This is a genomic window from Grimontia kaedaensis (genome assembly GCF_023746615.1).
GTDB classification, from domain to species: domain Bacteria; phylum Pseudomonadota; class Gammaproteobacteria; order Enterobacterales; family Vibrionaceae; genus Enterovibrio; species Enterovibrio kaedaensis.
In genome coordinates this window covers 3,182,033-3,197,987 of record NZ_CP082275.1, presented here as the reverse complement: position 1 = coordinate 3,197,987, position 15,955 = coordinate 3,182,033, and the positions used below count along the sequence as shown (strand labels likewise).

At 51.3% G+C, this 15,955-nt stretch carries 6 protein-coding genes; 2 read left to right on the top strand and 4 right to left on the bottom strand.

From position 1 onward, the window contains the following. Positions 1–89: 89 nt before the first annotated feature. The 4 genes from K6Q96_RS14380 to gltB (K6Q96_RS14365) all read right to left on the bottom strand — a co-directional run bounded on the left by K6Q96_RS14380 (position 90) and on the right by gltB (K6Q96_RS14365) (position 12,441). A complete protein-coding gene (locus tag K6Q96_RS14380) occupies positions 90–1,505 on the bottom strand; it encodes an FAD-dependent oxidoreductase (protein WP_002540424.1) in 1,416 nt (471 codons plus the stop codon). 11 nt (positions 1,506–1,516) lie between these two features. Next, on the bottom strand, positions 1,517–5,983 hold the full coding sequence (gene gltB / locus K6Q96_RS14375) for a glutamate synthase large subunit (protein ID WP_251876572.1): 4,467 nt from the start codon (positions 5,981–5,983) through the stop codon (positions 1,517–1,519). A 448-nt stretch (positions 5,984–6,431) separates the two neighbouring features. Continuing rightward, positions 6,432–7,901 carry a glutamate synthase subunit beta gene (locus K6Q96_RS14370; protein ID WP_251876571.1) on the bottom strand — a complete coding sequence of 490 codons (1,470 nt, stop codon included), beginning with the start codon at positions 7,899–7,901 and terminating at the stop codon, positions 6,432–6,434. Beyond that, positions 7,894–12,441, bottom strand: coding sequence for a glutamate synthase large subunit (gltB, locus tag K6Q96_RS14365; protein ID WP_251876570.1), 4,548 nt, complete (start codon positions 12,439–12,441; stop codon positions 7,894–7,896). Before gltB (K6Q96_RS14365) ends, K6Q96_RS14370 begins: the two co-directional genes overlap by 8 nt. A gap of 573 nt (positions 12,442–13,014) precedes the next feature. Between gltB (K6Q96_RS14365) and mnmL the strand changes: the two genes are divergently transcribed. Both mnmL and K6Q96_RS14355 read left to right on the top strand, forming a co-directional pair. Next, on the top strand, positions 13,015–13,941 hold the full coding sequence (gene mnmL / locus K6Q96_RS14360) for a tRNA modification radical SAM protein MnmL/YtqA (RefSeq protein ID WP_251876569.1): 927 nt from the start codon (positions 13,015–13,017) through the stop codon (positions 13,939–13,941). A gap of 133 nt (positions 13,942–14,074) precedes the next feature. Then, complete coding sequence (locus K6Q96_RS14355) at positions 14,075–15,835, top strand: diguanylate cyclase domain-containing protein (protein WP_251876568.1); 1,761 nt, start codon at positions 14,075–14,077, stop codon at positions 15,833–15,835. Positions 15,836–15,955: the final 120 nt, after the last annotated feature.

The window sequence follows — 15,955 nt, the reverse complement described above, 5'->3', positions numbered from 1 at the left end:
CAGGGAATAGCGAGAGTGTATCACGGGCGAAAATTGGGGCGAAAAAAAAGTGCCTTTGCAGGCACTTTTCTGTCGGTTTTGAAGTCGGCTTATACCTCGAGGTAATCGAGAATGCCTTCTGCCGCTTTACGGCCTTCATCGATAGCGGTGACCACGAGATCAGAGCCACGGACGGCATCGCCACCCGCGAAGATTTTCTCGTTAGACGTTTGATAAGCGTAATCAGATTGCTCTGGTGCTTTGATGCGTCCCCATTGGTCGAGGTCGACACCAAACGGTTCCAGCCATGCCATTTTGTGTGGCTGGAAACCAAAGGCCATGATCACAGCATCCGCGTCCAGCACGTGCTCGCTGCCTTCAACAGGTTGAGGACGGCGACGGCCCGCTTCATCTGGCTCGCCCAACTCGGTTTTCACCACTTTCACGCCGCTCACATTGCCACTGGCGTCGAGCTCAATACCCAGCGGTTGCAGGTTGAACATAAAGTTCACCCCTTCTTCGCGCGCGTTTTTCACTTCGCGGCGGCTACCCGGCATATTGGCTTCATCACGACGGTAAGCACAGATAACGTTTTTGGCATTCTGGCGAATCGAAGTACGGACACAGTCCATCGCGGTATCACCACCACCAAGAACAACCACTTTCTTGCCTGCCATATCAATGTATTCCGGCGGATTTTCCGTTAAATCCATCACGCGGTAGGTATTAGCAATCAAAAACGGCAGGGCATCAAATACACCCGGCGCATCTTCGTTTTCCAAACCTGCACGCATGGATTTGTAAGTGCCGACGCCAAGGAACACGGCATCGTACTCATCAACCAGAGACTGCAGCTCGACATCTTTACCCACTTCAGTGTTGAGTCGGAACTCGACACCCATTTCGGTAAAGACGCGCTGGCGGTTTCGCATCACGTCTTTTTCGAGTTTGAATGACGGAATACCGAAGGTCAGCAGGCCACCGATTTCCGGATAGCGGTCAAATACCACAGGCTTCACGCCATTACGGACCAAGACATCCGCACAGGCAAGGCCAGCAGGCCCAGCTCCGATAATGGCGACTTTCTTGTCAGTCAAAGTGACGCCTGACATGTCTGGCTTCCAGCCCATCTCGAAAGCTTTATCCGTAATGTACTTTTCAACATTACCGATGGTGACGGCGCCAAAGTCGTCGTTGAGGGTACAGGAGCCTTCACACAGCCTGTCCTGTGGACACACTCGGCCACAGACTTCCGGCAGACTGTTGGTCTGGTGCGATAGCTCCACCGCTTCAATAATGCGTCCTTCCTGGGCAAGCTTGAGCCACTGCGGAATGTAGTTGTGCACCGGGCACTTCCACTCACAGTAAGGGTTGCCGCAGTCCAGACAGCGGTCGGCTTGCGCCGACGCCTGCTTGTGTGTGAAAGGTTCGTAGATTTCAACGAACTGAGTTTTACGCGTTTTGATCGCCTTCTTTCGAGGGTCGATACGTTGCACGTCTATAAACTGGTATACGTTCTGGCTCATAGGGTCCTCCGTTACTGCGCCTGAACACGCAGCTCAGCTGCGCTTCGGCTTTGGTGACCCAGCAGGGAACGCACGTCCGCTGATTTCGGTTTCACCAGATAGAATTTACTGATCCATTGTTCAAAGTCCGCGATAATTTCCTGAGCGCGGCTGGAGCCGGTCAGTTCGAGGTGTTGATCAATCAGACCACGGAGGTGTTCCTGATGGATAGCCAAATTGTCGAGTGACAAGGCTTCGACCAGTTCTGGGTTGACGCGACCGGCAAAGTCTCCCGCTTCATCAAGCACATAAGCAAAGCCGCCTGTCATACCTGCGCCAAAGTTCACACCGGTATGGCCAAGAATCGCCACAATACCGCCTGTCATGTATTCACAGGCGTTATCGCCTGCGCCTTCGACGACGGCTTGCGCGCCAGAGTTACGCACCGCAAAACGCTCACCCGCTTTACCTGCGGCAAAGAGCTTGCCGCCCGTTGCGCCGTAAAGACAGGTGTTGCCGACGATGGTAGATGCGTGGCAATCGAAGGCTGAACCAACTGGCGGCTTGATCACGATATTACCGCCTGCCATGCCTTTGCCGACATAGTCGTTGGCATCGCCGGTCAGGGTAAGGTTAACGCCACCAGCGTTCCAAACACCGAAGGATTGGCCAGCTGTACCCTGAAGGTTGATTTCAAGTGGTGATGCCGCCATGCCCTGGTTGCCATAACGTTTAGCAATGGCTCCGGAGAGTGATGCGCCCACCGAGCGATCGGTGTTTCGGATGTCGAGATACGCGCTGGCTGAGCGACGCTCTTCAATCGCCTTTTCAAAGGTTTCCAGCAGCTTCTGGTTAAGTTCCGCTTTATCAAACGGTGCGTTTGGTTCACTCCAGAACACGGATTTACCTGGCTTAGGCTGCGGGCTTTCCAGAATGTCTGAAAGATCCAGTTTGAGCTGTTTGGCGGTGAAACCGTCGACTGCTTCGAGCAAGTCGGTGCGACCAATCAGGTCAGTGAGTTTCTCAACGCCAAGCTCTGCCATCAGTTCACGCACTTCTTCGCCGAGGCCTTTGAAGAAGTTCATCACCTGCTCTGGCAAGCCTTTGAAGTACTCACGGCGAAGGGTATCGTCCTGCGTTGCTACACCGGTCGCACAGTTGTTGAGGTGACAGATACGCAGGTATTTACAACCCAGCGCAACCATTGGCGCGGTACCAAAGCCGAAGCTTTCAGCCCCCAGAATAGTCGCTTTGATGATATCCAGACCAGTTTTCAGACCGCCATCAACCTGAAGGCGAATCTTGTGGCGAAGGCCATTGGTGACCAATGCCTGTTGGGTTTCAGCAAGGCCAAGCTCCCAAGGGCTACCCGCGTATTTCACGGAAGTCAGTGGGCTTGCGCCGGTACCACCGTCATAACCTGAGATGGTAATAAGGTCCGCATAAGCTTTTGCGACACCCACTGCGATAGTGCCCACGCCTGGTTCAGAAACCAGCTTGACGGAAACTAGTGCATCGGGGTTCACCTGCTTCAAATCGAAAATAAGCTGCGCCAAGTCTTCAATCGAGTAGATGTCATGGTGCGGTGGTGGTGAAATCAGGGTCACACCTTGTACCGAGTGGCGAAGACGCGCGATTTCAGCCGTAACTTTATGGCCTGGTAGCTGTCCACCCTCACCCGGCTTCGCACCTTGCGCCACTTTGATTTGCAGTACATCAGCATTAGTCAGGTAGTGTGGCGTCACACCGAAACGACCCGAAGCGATTTGTTTAATGCGCGAATTACGCTCTGAGTTAAAGCGACGTGGGTCTTCACCACCTTCACCGGAATTGGAGTTACCACCGAGGCGGTTCATCGCAATCGCCAGCGCTTCATGCGCTTCGGGGCTCAAGGCGCCAATCGACATAGCTGCTGAGTCAAAACGTTTGAATAGCTCTGTTGCCGCTTCCACTTTCTCAAGAGAAATTGGTTTGTCGGCAGGTTTGAGGTTCATCAAATCGCGCAGTGACGAGACTGGACGGCTGTTAACAGTTTCAGCGTAGGTTTTGTAATCCATCGTTTCGCCGGAGCGAACTGCCGATTGGAGTGTGTTAACCACATCCGGGTTATAGGCGTGGTATTCGCCGCCATGGACGTATTTCAGCAAGCCGCCGTGCTCGACGGGCTTACGTTTCAGCCATGCTTTGCGCGCAAGGTTGTGTAAGTCCTGCTGGAAGTCAGAAAAATCTGCGCCTTGGATGCGGCTGGCGACGCCTTTAAAGCAAAGCTCAACCACATTATTGTTCAGGCCTACAGCTTCAAACAGCTGTGCACAGCGGTAAGAGGCTATGGTCGAAATACCCATCTTCGACATGATCTTGAACAGGCCTTTATTGATGCCATTTCTGAAGTTCAGCATCGCATCACCCATGGATTTCTGGATGACACCTTTCTCTACCATCTTGCCAATGGATTCGTAAGCGAGGTACGGATATACCGCTGTCGCGCCGAAACCAAGCAATACCGCGAACTGGTGTGGGTCTCGCGCAGAGGCAGTTTCAATCACGATGTTGGCATCACAGCGAAGCTGCGCGTCCACCAGACGTTTCTGAGCTGCGCCCACTGCCATTGCCGCGGGAATAGGTAGTTTTCCTTTCGAAATGCCGCGGTCGGACAGTACCACCAGTACAGTGCCGTCGCGGACTACTCGCTCTACCTGATCGCACAGATCGACAATCGCTTGCTTGAGATCTTTCTCATTTGGATCGAAGTTGATGTCGATGATGCTGTTGCGATAGTGCTCGTCATCCAGCTCCAGCAGCTGAACCATATCAGAATACAGAAGCACCGGGCTCTTGAACGCAACACGTTGCGCGTGGCCATCGGTTTCTGAAAACACGTTCATTTCGCGGCCGATACAAGTCGCCAGCGACATCACATGATTTTCGCGTAGTGGATCGATCGGTGGGTTGGTGACCTGAGCGAACTTCTGACGGAAGTAGTCAGCGACATGGCGTTCTTTCGAAGAAAGCACTGCCATTGGGGTATCGTCACCCATGGAACCTGTGGCTTCCTGACCGATGTCACCGAGGACGCGAAGTACCTGATCCTGCTCCTCGCTCGAAACACCAAACAGTTTCTGGAAGACATGCAGCTCATCGTCGTCCATGCCGCGTTGGCCGGAAGAATCTTCTGCTTGCAGTTCTTCAAACGGAGTCAGGCGCTTAACATTTTTGTCCAACCATTCTTTGTAGGGGTGGCGGCTTTTCAGGTCGTTATCGATATCGGCAGAATGCCAGATCTCACCTTCGAAGGTGTCTATAACCAGTAATTCACCCGGTCCAACACGACCTTTTTCTGCTACTTCATCAGGGGCGTAATCCCAGATACCGACTTCGGATGCCAGCGTGATGAGTTTGTCTTTGGTCACCACATAGCGGGCAGGGCGCAGACCATTACGGTCGAGGTTACAAGCGGCATAACGTCCGTCGGACATTACAATGCCTGCAGGACCATCCCACGGCTCCATGTGCATGGAGTTAAAGTCGTAGAATGCGCGAAGATCCGGGTCCATGTCCGGGTGATTCTGCCATGCAGGTGGCACCAGCATCCGCATCGCGCGGAAGAGATCCATACCGCCAGCAAGGAAAACTTCCAACATGTTGTCGAGGCTGGAGCTGTCAGAACCTGTTTCATTCACAAACGGGGCAGCCTGTTTCAGATCAGGCAACAGTGGTGAATTGAATTTATAGGCACGGGCGCGAGCCCATTGACGGTTACCTTCAATGGTGTTGATTTCGCCGTTGTGGGCGAGGTAACGGAAAGGCTGTGCCAACGGCCACTTCGGGGTGGTGTTGGTTGAAAAACGCTGGTGGAACAGACATATAGATGCTTCAAGACGTAAATCTGCCAAGTCTAAATAGAATCTTGGCAGGTCTGCTGGCATGCAGAGGCCTTTGTAAACAATGGTGCGCGTTGACAGACTGGTGATGTAAAAATCCGGGTCGTCCGCGAGTGCTTTCTCTGCGCGACGACGGGCGATGTAGAGACGACGCTCCAAATCGCGGGCACGCCAACCTGCGGGGCCATTGATGAACACTTGCTCAATGTTCGGTACAGAGCTGGCGGCGATTTCACCCAGCACGTCTTCGTTGGTTGGCACTTCACGCCAGCCCACGATAGAAAGGGTTTCGGCTGCAATTTCCTGTTTAAAGATCTCTTTAGCGCGCTTCGCTTTAGCAGGATCTTTGCTCAGAAAAATCATACCTACACCGTAGAGCTTACTGAGGGTCCAGTTGTTCTCTTCAGCGATGATTCGGAAAAAGTTATCGGGCTTTTGAAGTAATAAGCCGCAACCGTCACCGGTTTTCCCATCAGCGTTAATTGCGCCTCGGTGGGTCATCCGGTCCAGTGCGGAAATTGCGGTTCGGACAAGTTTATGGCTGGCTTCACCCTCGGTATGAGCGATCAGGCCAAAGCCGCAGTTGTCTTTCTCCAGCATTGGATCATACAGCGACATTGCAATTCTCCCTTGCGACTGCGTTACACAGCGACTGCAGTTTTTCATGCCGTCCTGGCATCTGATTTTCAGTGGCCTCCCTTCCTGGGAGTGTGTTTTACCGAAAAATCAGTTTCGATTTTACGTATACCCATATGGCCTGAACTTTGTTGCGTCAGGTCACATGGGTATGCGAGCCAATCAACTTATCCGTTAATGATGAAGAGGTCAAATTTGGTCACATTACATTAACTTTGGTAATTAAAAGCTATATATGTCGAAAGTACTGCCTACATGCAGCATTTTATGGTGGTTTTTTTAAGCCTGTCGCAGAGATTAACTTGGTCTATATGGGGGCTTATTTATGGAAAGCTTTCAATTTTTGGTCGGTGAAGCTTTTATGTGGGCTCAAAACGAAAAAAGCCAGCCGCAGAGGGCTGGCAAAACTGGAAGATAACACTCGTTATTTTTATGCGGAGAGCATCAGTGAGTCCGCTTTGGCCTCGAGGTTGGTGCCGCCCATCAGATATGCGTCGATAGAGCGGGCACATTCACGGCCTTCATTGATACAACGCACAACCAGTGACTGGCCTGTGCGCATATCGCCTGCAGCGAATACACCTTTCTGGTTGGTCTGGAAGTCCTGTGTTGCAACATTGCCGCGGTCATCCAGCGCCACATCAAGTTGTGCCAGCACACCGTGTGGTTCTGGGTGCAAGAAGCCCATCGCCAGGAATGCCAGATCACAAGGGATTTCGCGCTCAGAGCCTGCAACTTCTTCGAAGGTTGGACGCTCGCCAGGCGCTGCGTCTTTCCATACGATGTCAGCCATGCGCAGTGCTTTTACGTTGCCGTTTTCGTCGCTGATAAATTCTTTGGTCAGAATGTTCCAGTGACGCTCACAGCCTTCTTCGTGAGAAGTCGACGTACGCAGGATCATTGGGTACTGAGGCCAAGGCATGTTCGCAGGGCGCTTCTCTGGCGGGATCGGCATGATTTCCACCTGCGTAATGCTTTCCGCACCATGACGGTTGGATGTGCCCACACAGTCAGAGCCTGTATCACCACCGCCGATAACCACAACGTGTTTGCCTTTGGCGTGGATTTCTTCGGTTTTCAGATCCATACCGTTTGCACGGCGGTTGTTCTGACCCAGAAATTCCATCGCAAAGTGCACGCCTTTGAGCTCACGGCCCGGGATTGGCAGGTTGCGTGGCACAGTAGAACCACCAGTCAGGAGGACTACATCGTAGTCCTGACGGATTTGCTGAGCGTTAACATCAACGCCAACATGGGCGTTGACTTTAAACTCGATACCCGCTTCAGCCATCAGGCTGATTTTACGGTCAATCACGTCCATACCCAGCTTGAAGTCTGGGATACCAAAACGCAGCAGACCACCGACTTTTTCATCACGCTCAAACACAGTCACAGAGTGACCTGCACTGTTGAGCTGCTCAGCCGCTGCAAGACCTGCAGGACCTGAACCGATGATCGCCACTTTCTTACCTGTGCGGGCAGTCGGGGTTTTCGGTTTGGCATAACCTTCGCGGTATGCTGTTTCCACGATGGTTTTTTCAATGTTACAGATGGTGATTGGGTCCTGATTAATACCCAGGACACAAGAGCTTTCACATGGAGCCGGGCAAACCCGGCCAGTGAACTCTGGGAAGTTGTTCGTTGAGCTCAGGATGTTCCAGGCTTCTTCCCAGCTGTCGCGGTAAACCGCGTCGTTAAACTCTGGAATAATGTTCCCGATAGGACAACCGTTGTGACAGAAAGGCACACCACAGTCCATACAGCGGGAAGATTGCTCGTTAATTTTCTCGCCAAACTCGTCGTTCAGTACAAATTCCTTGTTGTCCTGAATACGAACGGCAGGGTCTTTTTTGGCCGGCAGTTCACGGCCAAATTCTAGAAATCCGGTTGGCTTACCCATTTACAGCCTCCACTTCTTCCTTGTTAGCGGCTTCTTCTTTGCGTTTTTGCAACACAGCTTTGTAGTCGCGTGGCATGACTTTGACGATAGACTTGAGGTTCTCTTCAACATTCGCAAGGAATGTTTCTGCAACCGTACTGCCTGTCAGTGCATGGTGCTTGCTGATCATTTCTTTCAGCAGTGCGATATCTTCTTCATCCAGCGGATCCAAGTCCACCAGCTCAGGGTTGAGTTTGGACTCGAAGTCATTGAACTGATCCCAAACGTAAGCTACACCACCACTCATACCCGCAGCGAAGTTACGGCCGGTTTGACCCAGAACAATGGCAACACCGCCTGTCATGTATTCACAGCCGTGGTCACCGATACCTTCGACAACCACTTTCGCGCCTGAGTTACGTACACAGAAACGCTCACCGGCTACACCGCGGATGAAAGATTCGCCCGAGGTTGCACCATAGAAACAGACGTTACCGACAACGATGTTGTCTTCGGCAATGATGTCGCTCTTCGCGTCTGGGTAAAGTACCAGCGTACCGCCAGACAGACCTTTACCCCAGTAGTCGTTCGCATCACCTTCAACGGTGAAGTTCACGCCTTTCGCGAGGAAGGCACCGAAGCTTTGACCTGCAGAACCTTTGAACTTCACGCTCATTACTTCCGGCAGTCCCTGATCTTTGTACACTTTCGAAATTTCGTTCGACAGCATAGTACCGGCACTGCGGTCGGTGTTCACAATCGCGAACTCGGCATCGACTTTACGACCTTCTTTCAGCGCGCTGGACGCGGCTTCAATCAGGCGGCGGTCAAGCACGGTTTCCAGACCATGGTTTTGCTCGCGCTGGCAGTACATTGCATCGCCTTCACGTGGCTCTTCTTTGTAAAGAACAACGTTGAGATCCAGATTCTGGTATTTCCAGTGACCAACATCAGAGCGAACTTTCAGGTGTTGCGATTGACCAACCATCTCGTTGATAGAGCGGTAACCCAGCTCAGCCATGATTTCACGCAGACCTTCAGCCATATAGGTGAAGAAGGTGACGATGTCTTCTACGCGGCCATCGAAGCGCTCACGCAGTGTTTTGTTCTGGGTAGCGATACCAACAGGACAGGTGTTGAGGTGACACTTACGCATCATGATACAGCCTTCAACAACCAGAGCTGCTGTTGCCACACCCCACTCTTCAGCACCCAACAATGTCGCTACTGCGAGGTCACGAGGGGTTTTCATCTGGCCGTCAGACTGAACCACGATGCGGTTACGCAGACCATTTTTCAGCAGTGTCTGGTGTGTTTCAGCCAGACCCAGTTCCCATGGCAGACCTGCGTGCTTGATTGAAGACAGTGGTGATGCACCAGTACCGCCGTCGAAACCAGCAATCAGAACCACGTCTGCTTTGGCTTTGGCTACGCCTGAAGCGATGGTGCCGACACCTGCTTCAGAAACCAGCTTCACGTTCACACGTGCTTTACGGTTTGCATTCTTCAGGTCGTAAATCAGCTGTGCCAAGTCCTCGATAGAGTAGATATCGTGGTGTGGCGGTGGCGAAATCAGACCAACCCCTGGGGTGGAGTGACGGGTGCGACCAATCCAGTCATCAACTTTGTGACCTGGAAGCTGACCACCTTCACCTGGCTTCGCGCCTTGCGCCATCTTGATCTGAATTTCATCAGCATTGGCAAGGTAGTAAGAGGTCACACCGAAGCGGCCAGAAGCCACCTGTTTGATAGCAGAACGTTCCCAATCACCGTTTTCTTTCTTGTCAAAACGGACTGGGTCTTCACCGCCTTCACCAGAGTTCGACTTAGCGCCGATACGGTTCATGGCAATCGCCAGCGTAGAGTGCGCCTCATGTGAGATAGAACCAAAGCTCATCGCACCTGTCGCGAAACGCTTCAGGATGTTCTCAACTGGCTCAACTTCGTCCAGAGGAATGCTGCCAGCAGGGTTCTTCACGAAATCAAACTGGCTACGCAGAGTTGCTGCATCATCGCCTTGGCTGTCTACTGCATGGCAGTATTCTTTAAACTGCTTTTTGTCCTTGTTGCGGGTAGAGTTTTGCAGCAAGTGGATAGTTTCAGGGTTGAACAGGTGCTTCTCACCACGTTGTTTCCACTGATAAACACCACCTACGTCCAGCATTTGGACAGGGATTTCACGCGTTGGGTAGCCCAGACGGTGACGAACCAATACTTCTTTCGCGATATCGTCAATCGACAGACCCTGAATACGGGATACGGTACCGGTGAAGTATTTGTCGACCACTGCTTTGCTGATACCCAGCGCTTCAAAAATTTGCGCACCATGGTAAGACTGCAGGGTTGAGATACCCATCTTCGAGAAGATTTTCAAAAGGCCAGCGTTGATCGCTTTGCGGTACTGTTCAAACAGCACATCCACATCCGCTTCCGGATCCAGCTTCTTCTTACGCTGCAAATCCACTAGCGTTTCGTAGACGAGGTACGGGTTAACAGCATTCGCACCGTAGCCAACGAGTGTGGCGAAGTGATGGGTTTCACGCGCGTCACCGGTTTCAATTACGATGTCGGCTTTCGCACGCAGACCTTTGCGGATCAGGTGGTGGTGAACCGCACCGACAGCCAGCATCGCTGGGATAGCAGCGTGGTTAGAGTTCACTGCACGGTCAGTCAACAGGATGATGGAGTAGCCATCAATTACGGCATCTTCGGCGTATTGACAGATGCGCTTCAGTGCGCGTTCAAGTTTGCCTGGCTCACCGCTGGCACGGAATACGATATCCAGTGTTTTCGCTTGCAGGTGATCATTGTCAACCGCACGCAGTTTTTCCAGTTCAGCATTGCTCAGTACTGGCGATTCCAGCTCAACTTTGCGGCAGTGAATAGGCGATTCGGTCAGCAGGTTCTGATCTTTACCCAGATACGTTTTCAGCGACATCACCATGCGCTCACGAATTGGGTCGATTGGCGGGTTCGTGACCTGCGCAAACAGCTGCTTGAAGTAGTTAGATAGATGCTGTGACTGGTGTGACAGTACTGCCAGTGGCCAGTCAGCACCCATAGCGCCTAGTGCTTCTTTGCCGTCTTTTGCCATAGGAACGATGATTTCGTTCACTTCTTCAGAGGTCACACCGAATGCTTGTTGATGATGCAGAAGACGCTCAGGAGACGGCTGATGATGTTTGGTGTCAGCTTCTGGCAGCTTATCAATGTGCAGCAGGTTCTTCTCAACCCACTCCTGATATGGCTGTGCAGAAGCGATTTCGTTCTTCACTTCTTCATCAGAAATGATGCGGCCTTGCTCAAGATCCGCTACGAAGATACGGCCAGGCTGCAGGCGACCACGGAAGTGAATGTTTTCCGGCTCAATCTCTACCACACCTGACTCAGATGCCATGATGAGGTAATCGTCTTTGGTCACGGTATAGCGGCTTGGACGCAGACCGTTACGGTCGAGAGTCGCACCTACTTTCACACCATCAGTGAAACAAACAGACGCCGGGCCATCCCACGGTTCCATGATGTTTGCGTGGTACTGATAGAAAGCACGCAGCTTTGGATCCAGGTTCGCATTCTCTTGCCACGCTTCCGGTACCATCATCATCAGTACGTGTGGCAGGCTTCGACCACTCAGAACCAGCAGTTCCAGCGCCATATCGAAGTTTGCAGAATCCGATGCGCCTTCCTGACACACAGGCAGCAGCATTTTCAGCTCTTGGTCAGTGAACAGCTCTGATTCCAGCAGGGCTTCACGCGCTTTCATCCAGTTCAGGTTACCGCGAACGGTGTTAATTTCACCGTTGTGTGCGATGTAACGGAAAGGTTGTGCCAAACGCCAGCGAGGGAAGGTGTTGGTCGAGAAGCGCGAGTGAACCAGCGCCAGCGCCGTTACCATTGACGGGTTCTGCAGGTCGAGGAAGTACTGAGGTACTTGCTCGGTGGTCAGCTGGCCTTTGTAAACCAGTGTCTTTGCAGAGAAAGAGTTGATATAGAAGTCGTCGCCAATGTTTGAGACGCTTTCCAGGCACACGCGCACTGTGTAGTTACGCAGTACAAACAGTTTACGTTCGAGCTCATCAAGAGACAGGCCGACACCGCCTGTGACAAAAGCATGCTCGAACTGAGGTTCTGTGCTCAGAGGATCTGCACCGATCATAGAGTTGTCGGTTGGCAGAACACGGTAGCCAATCACTTCGAGATCGAGGCGTTTGGCATTACGCTCGAAGATTTCACGGCACTGCTGGCGTTTGTTCTCGTCTTTCGGGAACAGCATTACACCAACACCGTATTTGTCAGCTGCCGGCAGTTGAATACCTAGCTTACGGGTTTCTTCGAGTAAGAATTCATGGGGTTTTTGTAAAAGAATACCTGCACCGTCACCACTACATGGGTCACAGCCCTGGCCGCCACGGTGTTCCATGCGGGCCAGCATATCAAGTGCCTGAGTAACAATCGCATGAGACTTTCTGTTCTTCAGGTGGGCAACGAAGCCAATACCACAGGCGTCGTGTTCCATTTCGGGCACATAAAGTCCCTCGGTGCGTAGCACTGAATCAGTCATGTTTACGTCCTTCCAGTTGACACAAATGCAGGGGGAGCATTTGTCTTCCCTTGCTGTACCTGTTGCGGGCACAGCTGAGCGGTCGCCAAGTTTGAATCAACAAAATGTGTAAATTCGCGGTAACCAAGCCCGGCTACTGTCTAAAAGCAGTAACCATCTTCTTTTGCAATCCTATGCATAAATGCTGCGCTTTCTTTAATTTGCCAGATAACCCACTAAATTGGGGTCCTGTATGGCGAATTTTATTGCTCACAATTTGGGCGCAGCTGTAGCTATCCTACAATTTTGGAAAATTAATTACCATAAAAAGTTGCACTTCAATGGCAATGAAAACGGTTACCTTAGACTGGATTTTTATTTCAAATGAATAAAAATTCGAATAGAGGTCGATCTGATGAATATATAAGAAAGAGCCTTGGGGCGTGACTTTTCCCCTTGTAAACGAAATGTAATTTACTTTCAGTTTGTTGATGAAAACTTAATCTAACATTGATTTGATCGAGGTTTTCTCTTTTTTCCCAATGCTAGGATCGCGCGCTTTTTTCCTTCATCCAATATTTTAGGCGGTCAGCGATGGAACTTCATCAACTGGTGAATACCTTTGGTCAGGATTTACAACGCAGGTATGGCGAAAAAGTTCACAAACTTACTTTGCATGGCGGGTTTAGCTGTCCCAACCGGGATGGAACGCTGGGAAGGGGAGGGTGTACCTTCTGTAACGTGGCTTCGTTTGCTGACGAAACTGCGCAGCAACTTTCTGTGACCAAGCAGCTATCTCAGCGGGCAACAGAAGTACACCGCGCTAAGCGCTACCTTGCTTATTTCCAGGCATACACCAGCACTTATGCGGAAGTGGAAAAACTAAAAGCCATGTATGAGGAAGCGTTGAAAAGTGCAGATATCGTTGGCCTGTGTGTGGGGACACGTCCAGACTGCGTGCCTGATGCCGTTCTGGATCTGCTCGCCCATTACAAAGATCAGGGTTTTGAGATTTGGCTGGAGTTAGGTCTGCAGACCGCTAATGACAGCACGTTGAAACGTATCAATCGTGGTCACGACTTTGCTTGTTATGACGCGGTGACCAGAAAAGCACGTGCGCTTGGCCTTAACGTGTGTACCCACCTGATTGTAGGCCTGCCTGGAGATACCAAAGCCGACCATATCAATACCATCGAGCAGGTAGTCGATACAGGTACAGACGGCATAAAGCTGCATCCCCTCCACATTGTAGAAGGCTCTGTATTGGCAAAAGCTTGGCGGGCCGGACGCCTTGATGCCATCTCACTTGAAGATTACGTTGAAAGTGCCGCTGAGATGATTTTGCGCACCCCTGCCGAGTTGGTTTATCACCGTGTTTCAGCTAACGCGAGAAAACCAACGTTACTGGCGCCAGAATGGTGTGAAAACCGTTGGCTCGCGATGACAGATATCGCCCGTATGCTTAATGTGAAAGGTGCTCAGGGCAGTCTCACAGGGAGGCCTTTTCATTTTCCACAATAATGTGACCAACGTTTGATACCTCGCAAAATAAATGAGGGCCATTCGTTCTCTTTCATATCGATATGGCAAGATGAAGCGTGATGTTTATTCAAAAAAATTGCTTCTTCAAGGATGACGGGCAGAAGGTGGAATGATGATTGAGTGGTTACCATTAGCCGTGTTGGTGCTTTTGGTAGGTTTTTTGATGGGAATGATGTGGGTATCTTATCGGCGTGTGATGTCGATGAAAACTTGGCAACTTTACCTGGCGAATCTGCACTCCCCTAAAGCGATAATCAACCACAAAGACGGTAGCATTTTATATGCGAACCGCAGTTTCGTGCGTCTCTTTAACGTCGAAGCGAGTGGACACAAATATCATATTCGCGGTGAGCGGGAGCAGCAGACTTTTGAGGCTCTGCTGGCATCACGTCGTTGGCCACACCCCTTTGTAGAAATGACGGGGGATTTTCGCGCCGTTTCTGATCACCGCACGCCAAGGCATGCACGCTTCTCTGGGCTTCCTGTTTGGTGCGGTGGTCAACGGGTCTGGATTGTCTCGCTAGAGCCTAAATCAGAAGCTGTCTACAGTGAGCCCTTCGCCGACAATGACAGCCAGATTTTCCGAAGTGTCATCAACTCCCTTTCTGAACTCGTCTGTTTTCAGGATAAAGAAGGTCGCATTGTGGGCTCCAATCTGGCCTATGACAGATTCTGGAAAGGTCGCGAGCAGGAGGGCCTGATTTTCTCAACCGACGAGAACGCGCGGGGTCGACGAACGCAGCAGAGCTGGACGACAAACCCAAACGGCGACAGCTGCTTGCTTGAGTCCAACCAAACGGTATTGCTGGATGATGACAACCATGTCTTCGGTACGTTAAGCATCAGCCATGACGTGACTAATTGGCATATGATGCGACAGTCGTTGGAGCAGGAGATCGAGGCCCGTCAGGAAGTTGAACAACAACTGAAAAAACACAGCAATGTGCTTACTTCCATCTTCAAAGCCAGTGTCGATCCGATTGGTATTTACAACAAAGATTACGAATTCTTGGGCGGGAACGCCGCATTTGCTGAAGCCATGGGGGCGCAGCATGATGAACTGGAAGGCGAAAATGCAGAAGATCTGATGGAGCCTGAAGTGCTGGCACAACATCGTAAGATTGACGTGCCTGTGCTTGAAAGTGGCGACACGGTGAAATATGAAGATCTGGTGATGAAACGTGATGGCTCTATGGTCTGGTATGAGCTGACCAAGACCCAGTTCCGTGACCCAACGGATGAGACCATTGGAGTGTTGGTGATAGCCCGTGATGTCACAGAGCGTAAAGCCACTCAGCAACAACTGGCAGATGCCATCATGGAGCTTGAAGAGCTGAGCTTTGTAGATGGCCTCACCAAGGTAGCAAACCGACGCAGCTTTGATGAGCAATTGGTGAAAATGTGGCACTCCCACATTCGTGAGCAAGAGCCACTTTCACTGATCTTCTGCGATATTGATTACTTTAAGCCATATAACGACAACTATGGTCACCAGCAAGGTGATGAAGCGCTGCGCAGCGTGGCTGACGTATTCCAACGTGTTATCAGACGACCGCTGGACGCAGTGGCTCGTTATGGTGGCGAAGAGTTCGCGATTCTCCTGCCTAACACAACGGAAGAAGGCGCTGTTGTTGTGGCGCAGAATATTTCGGACGAATTGAAAGCAGCTAATCTTCCCCATGCATTTTCCAAAGTCGCTGATAGACTGACCTTAAGTCAGGGCATTGCCACTTTGTATCCCGTCGCGGGTCAGGATTATGGTGATTTGGTCTCTTTAGCCGATCGCGCGTTGTATGGTGCTAAGCATGCGGGCAGAAACCGTGTGGTAACTAGCCAGTCAATGAAGCAGGCTGAGCTACCGGCGAATGCCTGATCTTTCCAATGAAATTGGCTCTGGGCGCAGGTAATGCGCCCTTTTTCTTTAGCTTCTCCGTCCCCAGCGTTATTATTTTCCTATGCTGACTCAAGGCTGATTCAGCCTTCCCCTATTTAT

Excerpts from the sequence above, each read along its gene's own strand:
- K6Q96_RS14380 (WP_002540424.1), bottom strand. The coding sequence starts at position 1,505 with ATGAGCCAGAACGTATACCAGTTTATAGACGTGCAACGTATCGACCCT.
- gltB (WP_251876572.1), bottom strand. The coding sequence starts at position 5,983 with ATGTCGCTGTATGATCCAATGCTGGAGAAAGACAACTGCGGCTTTGGC.
- K6Q96_RS14370 (WP_251876571.1), bottom strand. The coding sequence starts at position 7,901 with ATGGGTAAGCCAACCGGATTTCTAGAATTTGGCCGTGAACTGCCGGCC.
- gltB (WP_251876570.1), bottom strand. The coding sequence starts at position 12,441 with ATGACTGATTCAGTGCTACGCACCGAGGGACTTTATGTGCCCGAAATG.
- mnmL (WP_251876569.1), top strand. The coding sequence starts at position 13,015 with ATGGAACTTCATCAACTGGTGAATACCTTTGGTCAGGATTTACAACGC.
- K6Q96_RS14355 (WP_251876568.1), top strand. The coding sequence starts at position 14,075 with ATGATTGAGTGGTTACCATTAGCCGTGTTGGTGCTTTTGGTAGGTTTT.